The following is a 6903-nucleotide window of genomic DNA, read 5'->3' as shown; positions in this document are numbered from 1 at the left end:
GAGCGGCAGGCGGGCGCCGGCCACGGCCTCGCCGGTCACGGTGACGGTCTGCGAGATCGGCTTGGTGACGGAGACGAGCACCTGCGGCTGGATGGCCTTGCCGGCGAGTTCGTTCTCGATGAGCGCCTGCACGTCCTGCGGCCGGCGGCCGGCGACGGCGATGCGGCCGGCATAGGGAACCGAGATGGAGCCGTCGCGCCCGACTGGCTGCTCGGGGATGAGGGCGGACTTCGAGCCGGCGGAGAAGCGGTCGGCGACGAGGGGCCCGGAGAACAGCCCGCCGGACCCGGCCTCCCAGACGGAGACGGCGACCATGTCGCCGATGCCGATGAGGGGTTCGGCGGAGGGGCGGTGATCGCCGAAGGAGGCGAGCAGGCTGTCGAGGGGCCGTCCGCGCAGGGCCTCGATGGTTGCGGGGTTGATGTCGATGATCTCGTAGCGGGCGAGCAGGCCGCCCCCGGACTCTGGCACCTCGGCGCCGGCCTGGATCGCCGTGGCCGTCGGCCCCGCCGCTGGCAGCAGCGTGCAGCCCGACATCGCCAGCGTGGCGAGCAGAAGGATCGGGGTTGTACGCATCCGGACGCTGTCCATGGGCCTGGCCGGTATCGTGCCTACCCCATGGGCAGCGGCGAGTCCGTAGCGGACCGGCCACACTGGCGCTCGCACGGCCCGGGCAGCCGTTTCATCCTCGCAACCCCCGGTATCCAGAGGGCATCGGAGGACGAGGCGCTCAGTTCGCCTGCCCGATGGTGCTGCCGATCTGCAGATAGACGCTGTCGAGCTTCGCTCCGTAGAGCTTGAGGGATCCGGCGATGACGGCGAAGATCAAGCCGCCGATCATCCCATACTCGATGGCCGTCGCCCCGCTCGCGTCGCGCAGGAAGCGGCCATAGAGGGAGGAGGGAATCGCCTGTCCTGTCCGCTCGCTCATCGTTCCGAAACCGTCAGCACCCCCGTCCTCCGGTCGATCGGGGACGGGGGGCGGACCTCAGAGATACCGGACGCGACTTGCCGCCGGCTTAACGTGATCGTCCACGCTCAGGCGTGGCCGGCCTTGTGCCGCAGGGAGTCGATGCGCTTCGAGGCCTCGGCCTTGTCGATGGAATCGTCGAACGCGTCCGGCTCCTTGGCCTCCTCCGAGAGGGTCTTGAGGTAAGACGCCTGCGCGCCGGTCATCGGCTCGCCGCCGGTGGTCCACTGGTCCGGATCCTTGATCTGGTTCGACACGTCCTTCGGATCGGTCTTCGGGTTCTCCGAGTGGGCGGTGTCCTTGGTGATCGACTTGGACATGTGATTTACCCGTTCATGAAATGTTCTGGCCAACGTCCCGACGGGGCCGGGGTTCCGTGCCGGGGCGGGGTGCGGCGGCGTTGTCCCCACCCTAGAATGGGCCTGCAGCGGGCGAGAGCGAGGGACGCATGGACGGTGGGCAGGTCCTCGTGGTGATGGGGGTGTCGGGCTCGGGCAAGAGCACCGTCGCGGCCCTCGTGGCGGAGCGGCTGGGCTGGATGTTCGTGGACGGCGACAGTTTCCACACGCCGGAGCACATCGCGAAGATGCATGCCGGCTTCGCCCTAGACGACGAGGACCGCGCGCCCTGGCTCGCGCGGATCGCCGTCTGGATCCGCCAGCGCCTGGAGGCGGGCGAATCTGGCGTCATCGTGTGCTCGGCCCTGCGCCGGGCCTACCGCGACGTCCTCGTGGGCGGCAGCCGCCGGGTGCGCATCGTCTATCTGGAGGGCGACAGGACGCTGATCGCGGCGCGCCTCGCGCAGCGCCACGGCCACTTCATGCCGCCGGGCCTCCTCGAAACCCAGTTCGCGGTGCTCGAACCCCCCGGCCCCGACGAGCACCCCCTCGTCGCGAGCATCGCCGAATCGCCCGGCGCCATCGCGGATGCCATCGTCGCCCGCCTTGCGGACGGGGCGTGACGACGGACCGGCGCAAACCTGTGGCAGGCCGAACACAGGGCCGGGCGGCCGGGCGATAAGGCGGGAGAGCACCCGGCCCGTCCCCCTTCCGCCGTCACTCCGCCGGCTCCGGGCCGTTTTCCGGCCTCATTTCCCGGTGACCTAGCTTGACCATAGAACAAGCAGCACCCGGGTCTCGGAATGCACCGCCTTTTCCTTGCTGCCGCCATCGCGGTCGCGCCAGCGGCCGCCATCGCACAGACGGCGCGCGACAACATCGACGCGCTGATCGAGCAGCAGGCAAAGGCCAACGGAGTGCCGGCGAGCTTCGTGCACGCCGTCGTCAAGCGCGAGAGCAACTACAATCCCAACGCCAGGGGCGGCAGCGCGCTCGGCCTCATGCAGATCAAGCACGTCACGGCGCGCTCCCTGGGCTACACGGGCGATCCGTCCGGCCTCTACGATCCCGAGACCAACCTCCGCTACGGCGTGGCCTATCTCGCGGGGGCCTACCGCACCGCGCAGGGCAACCTCCACCAAGCCTACCAGTATTATAACCGCGGCTATTATTACGCCGCCAAGCGCCAGGGCATCCCCACCGTCGTCGCCTCGACCGTGGCCCCCGTCGCCGCCTCGGCCAGCGCCCTGGCGAGCCTCTTCACCGGCCGGCCGCCCGCCGAGATGGCCCCAACCTCCGTCGCCCTGGCCTATGCCGCCGCCGAGCCGGCGCCGGTCCAGGCCGTGGAGGTGCCGCTGCCGCCGCGCCGGCCCGCCGCCCTCGCCGGCGACGCCTCCGTGCAATACGCCAGCCTGACCACCGAGGCGCCGCAGGCCGTGGCCGCCACGGTGGACGTGCCCTTGCCGCCCCGCCGCCCGGACGCGCTCGCCGGCACGGTGCAGGTCGCCGCCGCGACGCCCGCCGCCCTCACCGAGCTTCGCCTGTCGCCCACCGCCCCGGCCGAGGCCGCCCCCGCGACGGCGACCGTCGCGGAGGCCGTCGCCGTGCCGCTGCCGCCCCGCCGCCCGGCGCCGAAGCTCCTGGCGTTCGCCGCGCCGCGTCCGGCCGCCCCGGCGCCCGTGCAGCAGGAAGCGGCGGCCCTGCCATCGCAATAAGGATACGCACCGTTGCCCATACGGCATCGGTCGCGAGGCTTGACCATCGGGACGTTCCGCAACACATACGCAACACGCTGTGCTTGGCGCCGAACAGGTGCCCATGCGCCCATGAGAGGCGTCGGCGTCAATATCAGATTCATTGGGGTAGGGTACGCTGGTCTTCGCACGGATGCTCCGTGGCGGGCCTGCCCACCCCTGTCGGGAGGCTTGGCTGCCGCGGCTGTCCGGGCGGAACGGCGTCCCGTAACGGCAGGAAAGCGAACGGCGCCATGGCCGGCGTGATCGAACAGGAGACACTCTTTCTCGCGGATCTCGGCCGCCGGGTGCGCCATGCGCGCACGGTGCGGGGCCTCTCGCGAAAAGTGCTGTCCCAGCTCTCGGGCCTGTCCGAGCGGTACATCGCCCAGCTCGAGGGCGGGCAGGGCAACGTCTCCATCATCCTGCTGCGGCGGGTCGCCAACGCCATGGGCGTGCGCCTCGACGACCTGATCACCGGGGACGACAGCAGCCCCGACTGGCCCGTCATCCGCGATCTCCTCTCCCACGCGAATCCCAGCCAGATCGCGGCGGCCAAGGACATCCTGTCCGGCGGCAACCGCAACGAGGCCTCCGGGGCGGCGCGGGTGGCGCTGATCGGCCTGCGCGGCGCGGGCAAGTCGACCCTGGGCAAGCTCGTCGCCGACCGGCTCGGCTGGACCTTCGTCGAGCTGAACGCCGAGATCGAGCGCGAGAACGCCCTCTCGGTGCGGGAGATCTTCGCGATCTACGGCCAGGAGGGGTATCGCCGCCTGGAGCAGGCCGCCCTGCGGCGGCTCACCGAGCATCCCGGCCCGCTCATCCTCGCGACCAGCGGCGGCATCGTCGCCGAGCCGCTGACCTACGATCTGCTGTTGCAGGCGTTCTACACGGTCTGGCTGCGCGCCCGGCCGGAGGAGCACATGAACCGCGTGCGCGAGCAGGGGCACCTGCCGACCACCGGCGACCATGCCTCGGCGATGCAGGAGTTGCGGGCCGTGCTCGCGAGCCGCGAGCCGCTCTATGCGCGGGCCGCCGCCCAGGTCGACACCTCGGACATCCCCGTGCCGGTGATGCTCGACCGGCTGACGGCCGCCATCGAGACCCGGTTCGGCCTCGTCCGCGCCGGGTGACAGGCGCCCGGCGCGGACCAGACCTGACGCGGTCCCGGTCTTGATCGGGGCGGGGTGGGGCACCACGCTGTAGGCGGAGCGATAGGGCAGGGCGCTGCCCTGCACCCGCGAAAGGGCTCGCCCTTTCGAACCCCTGACCATCCAGCACGGGCGCGGAGCATGAGCGCAAGTCCAGCCTTCACCAAGACGGACCTCGCCGTCTGCGACCCCGTCTGGTCGCGGGTGCGGGACGAGGCCGAAGAGGTGCTGCGCACCGAGCCACAGCTCGCCTCCCTGATGGTGGCGACGATCCTCAACCATCCGACCCTGGAGGGAGCCGTCGCGCACCGCGTCGCCGCCCGGCTCGGGCATCCGTCCCTGCCGGCGGAGCTGATCGCCCACGCCTTCCACGAGGCGATCCAGGCGGATCCCTCCATCGGGTCGGCCTTCCGGGCGGATATCGGAGCGGTGATCGACCGCGACCCGGCGACCCTGCGGGCCCTGGAGCCGGTGCTGTACTTCAAGGGCTTCCACGCCCTGCAGGCCCACCGCCTCGCCCACCATGTGTGGACGCGGGGGCGGCGCGACCTCGCCCTCTACCTCCAGAGCCGGGTCTCGGAGGTGTTCCAGTGCGACATCCACCCCGCCGCGCGGATCGGCCGGGGCGTGTTCCTCGACCATGCCACCGGCCTCGTGGTCGGCTCCACGGCGGTGATCGAGGACGACGTGTCGATCCTGCACGCGGTGACGCTGGGCGGCACCGGCAAGCAGCGGGGCGACCGCCATCCGAAGATCCGCCGGGGCGTGATGATCGGGGCCGGCGCCAAGATCCTCGGCAACATCGAGGTCGGCGCCTGCGCCCGCGTGGCCGCCGGCTCCGTGGTGCTGCGGCCCGTGCCCGCGAACACGACCGTGGTGGGCGTGCCCGCCCGCGTCGTCGGCACGGCGGGCTGCGACGACCCGGCCCGGGCGATGGACCAGCTCGTCGCCCTCGACGCCTTCATCCACGTGGGCGAGGGCATCTAGGGCACGGGGGTCCGGTCACGCTTGCGGTGGGGCATCGGGCGTGGCAATCGCTGCGCCTTGCTCCACGCCGCCAGCGGAGAACAGACAGCGTGACCAAATCCGAGATCGCGAAGCTGCAAGCCTACATGCGCCGCACCTTCGCGAACACCAACATCCGCATCCAGGCCATGAAGACCGGCGACACGGCCGAAGTGTTCATCGGCGAGGAGTCGATCGGCGTGGTCGCGGACGACAAGGAGGACGGCGACGATTCCTTCGTGTTCCGCATGGCGATCCTCGACATCGACCTCGAGGACGTCTGAACGCCTGTGCAGCGGTTAACGCTAAGTAAACTCTCTGCTTAACGTTCGGTAAACGATCAGTCAGATTGCGCGGGCCATTCCGGGACCGCGCTCCATGACCCTCAGCCCCGCCGCCGTCGATTCCCTGCGCACCCTGTGCATCGGCCTCGCCTTGTCGGGGCTGCTCGCCAGCGCCTTCGAACTCTTCGCCGCGAAGCGGGCGAGCTTCAACCTGCTGGAGCGGGGCGGCCTCCTGGCGGTGGCGGCCCTGCCGCTCCTGGCCTTCTCGGCGCCCTTCATCATCCTGCGCAACACCGTGCGCGGACGCCGCATCGAGGGCCGCCCCTTCCCCTTCGTGATGCTGGCGACGATGATCGCCTGCGGCTGGGGCCTCGTCTCGGGCCGGGTCGCCCTCGATCTCGCGGCGATGATCGTCGGGGTCTGACCGTCCCTACGGCTCGGCGGTCGCGACCCGCGCGCCCTCCGCCCGTCCCCCGCCGGCATCCTCCTCCAGCGACACCCAGGCCGCGCTCTCCTGGCCCGCCCGCTTGATGAAGGCGTAGGGCACGCTCTTCCACGGGCGGATCTCGTCGGTCTTGTTGTCGAGGATGAAGTCGCCCCGGTCGGTGCGCACCGTCAGCACCGCGTGGCCCTCGTTGATCTCGTCGATCACCACCGTCATCAGCAGCGCCCGCCGGGGCAGGCCGCGCTCGGCGAGCATCCGCCGCTTGAGCAGCTGGTAATCCTCGCAATCGCCGAACCCGTCATCCGGGAAGTCCCAGCGGTCGGTGACGCCCCAATGGGCTTGGTCCGTCATCGGCTTGATGCGGGCGTTCACCCGCGCGTTGACACTGCGCAGCGTCCGCCAGACCGCGAGCGTCAGGGGAATCACCTTCGGCTGGGTCGGGTCGATGTGGCACTCGTCCGGCATCCGGCGGCAGAAATCCGCCCAGCCGGCGATGCTGCGGGTCGGCCCCCCGCCGGCCTCCGTCGCGCTGTCGGGAAGGTCCACGCCGCGATGGGCGTGGGTCGTCGCGCTGCCGAGGGTGAGGATCAGCCCGGTGATGGCGAGGCTCGCCCCCTGGCGGACCCGGCGGAGGAGGATGCCGACGCGCCATCGCCCGGCTGCCCAGTCGCCGAAGGGAAAGCCCGGAACTGCCGCTCCTTCGCCCATGCTCATCCCGCGTCGCGTGATGAGGGGAGGCTGGCACGCTGCAGTTGCACACACAACTGAAAAATTAAGGCATAATAACCCGCGAGGTCCTGCCGAGGTTCCGTCTGGAATCACGTTTTTGCGCGCAGGGCTGAGGCTCTACACATGCGCTCAGAGCATACCGGGCCTGCGAACGACCCGGTCACCGCCTCGGACTCTTGCTTTTCCCACCCTTTGCCGGCTTGAAAGGCGCCTTCCGCAACGGCCGGTTGCGGTGATCCATCGACCAT

General features: G+C 70.6%; 10 protein-coding genes. 6 read left to right on the top strand and 4 right to left on the bottom strand.

Annotated features, from left to right (window positions below; genetic code table 11):
* The 3 genes from MKK52_RS20935 to MKK52_RS20925 form a co-directional block, all read right to left on the bottom strand.
* A partial coding sequence (locus MKK52_RS20935; protein ID WP_243957239.1) for a polysaccharide biosynthesis/export family protein occupies positions 1 to 576 on the bottom strand: 576 nt, incomplete at its 3' end.
* A 154-nt stretch (positions 577 to 730) separates the two neighbouring features.
* Entirely contained in the window at positions 731 to 931 is a 201-nt protein-coding gene (locus MKK52_RS20930) for a Flp family type IVb pilin (protein ID WP_243957236.1), read from the bottom strand.
* A gap of 107 nt (positions 932 to 1038) precedes the next feature.
* On the bottom strand, positions 1039 to 1290 hold the full coding sequence (locus MKK52_RS20925) for a DUF3072 domain-containing protein (RefSeq protein WP_243957234.1): 252 nt from the start codon (positions 1288 to 1290) through the stop codon (positions 1039 to 1041).
* 128 nt (positions 1291 to 1418) lie between these two features.
* Here MKK52_RS20925 and MKK52_RS20920 point away from each other — a divergent pair, with 128 nt between their 5' ends.
* From MKK52_RS20920 to MKK52_RS20895, 6 genes are all read left to right on the top strand, one after another.
* Complete coding sequence (locus tag MKK52_RS20920) at positions 1419 to 1931, top strand: gluconokinase (protein ID WP_243957232.1); 513 nt, start codon at positions 1419 to 1421, stop codon at positions 1929 to 1931.
* A gap of 180 nt (positions 1932 to 2111) precedes the next feature.
* On the top strand, positions 2112 to 3023 hold the full coding sequence (locus MKK52_RS20915) for a lytic transglycosylase domain-containing protein (RefSeq protein WP_243957230.1): 912 nt from the start codon (positions 2112 to 2114) through the stop codon (positions 3021 to 3023).
* A gap of 272 nt (positions 3024 to 3295) precedes the next feature.
* Entirely contained in the window at positions 3296 to 4174 is an 879-nt protein-coding gene (locus MKK52_RS20910; RefSeq protein WP_243957221.1) for a helix-turn-helix transcriptional regulator, read from the top strand.
* A 159-nt stretch (positions 4175 to 4333) separates the two neighbouring features.
* Positions 4334 to 5179, top strand: a complete 846-nt coding sequence (gene cysE, locus MKK52_RS20905; RefSeq protein ID WP_243957219.1) for a serine O-acetyltransferase — start codon at positions 4334 to 4336, stop codon at positions 5177 to 5179.
* Positions 5180 to 5268: 89 nt separating this feature from the next.
* Positions 5269 to 5481 (top strand): DUF3126 family protein, encoded by a 213-nt coding sequence (locus MKK52_RS20900; RefSeq protein ID WP_243957216.1) that lies wholly within the window; start codon positions 5269 to 5271, stop codon positions 5479 to 5481.
* Positions 5482 to 5575: 94 nt separating this feature from the next.
* Positions 5576 to 5905, top strand: a complete 330-nt coding sequence (locus MKK52_RS20895; RefSeq protein ID WP_243957214.1) for a DUF6949 family protein — start codon at positions 5576 to 5578, stop codon at positions 5903 to 5905.
* A gap of 6 nt (positions 5906 to 5911) precedes the next feature.
* Here MKK52_RS20895 and MKK52_RS20890 read toward each other — a convergent pair whose 3' ends face one another.
* Positions 5912 to 6634: a transglutaminase-like cysteine peptidase gene (locus MKK52_RS20890; protein ID WP_243957213.1), complete on the bottom strand. Its 723-nt coding sequence runs from the start codon at positions 6632 to 6634 to the stop codon at positions 5912 to 5914.
* Positions 6635 to 6903 lie beyond the last annotated feature (269 nt).

It is taken from the genome of Methylobacterium sp. J-067, assembly GCF_022829465.1.
GTDB lineage: Bacteria > Pseudomonadota > Alphaproteobacteria > Rhizobiales > Beijerinckiaceae > Methylobacterium > Methylobacterium litchii.
The sequence above is the reverse complement of the archived record's forward strand: the minus strand, read 5'-3'. Positions and strand labels throughout refer to the sequence as shown.

Coding starts and splice junctions, on each gene's coding strand:
- MKK52_RS20930 (WP_243957236.1), bottom strand. CDS start 931: ATGAGCGAGCGGACAGGACAGGCGATTCCCTCCTCCCTCTATGGCCGC.
- MKK52_RS20925 (WP_243957234.1), bottom strand. CDS start 1,290: ATGTCCAAGTCGATCACCAAGGACACCGCCCACTCGGAGAACCCGAAG.
- MKK52_RS20920 (WP_243957232.1), top strand. CDS start 1,419: ATGGACGGTGGGCAGGTCCTCGTGGTGATGGGGGTGTCGGGCTCGGGC.
- MKK52_RS20915 (WP_243957230.1), top strand. CDS start 2,112: ATGCACCGCCTTTTCCTTGCTGCCGCCATCGCGGTCGCGCCAGCGGCC.
- MKK52_RS20910 (WP_243957221.1), top strand. CDS start 3,296: ATGGCCGGCGTGATCGAACAGGAGACACTCTTTCTCGCGGATCTCGGC.
- cysE (WP_243957219.1), top strand. CDS start 4,334: ATGAGCGCAAGTCCAGCCTTCACCAAGACGGACCTCGCCGTCTGCGAC.
- MKK52_RS20895 (WP_243957214.1), top strand. CDS start 5,576: ATGACCCTCAGCCCCGCCGCCGTCGATTCCCTGCGCACCCTGTGCATC.
- MKK52_RS20890 (WP_243957213.1), bottom strand. CDS start 6,634: ATGGGCGAAGGAGCGGCAGTTCCGGGCTTTCCCTTCGGCGACTGGGCA.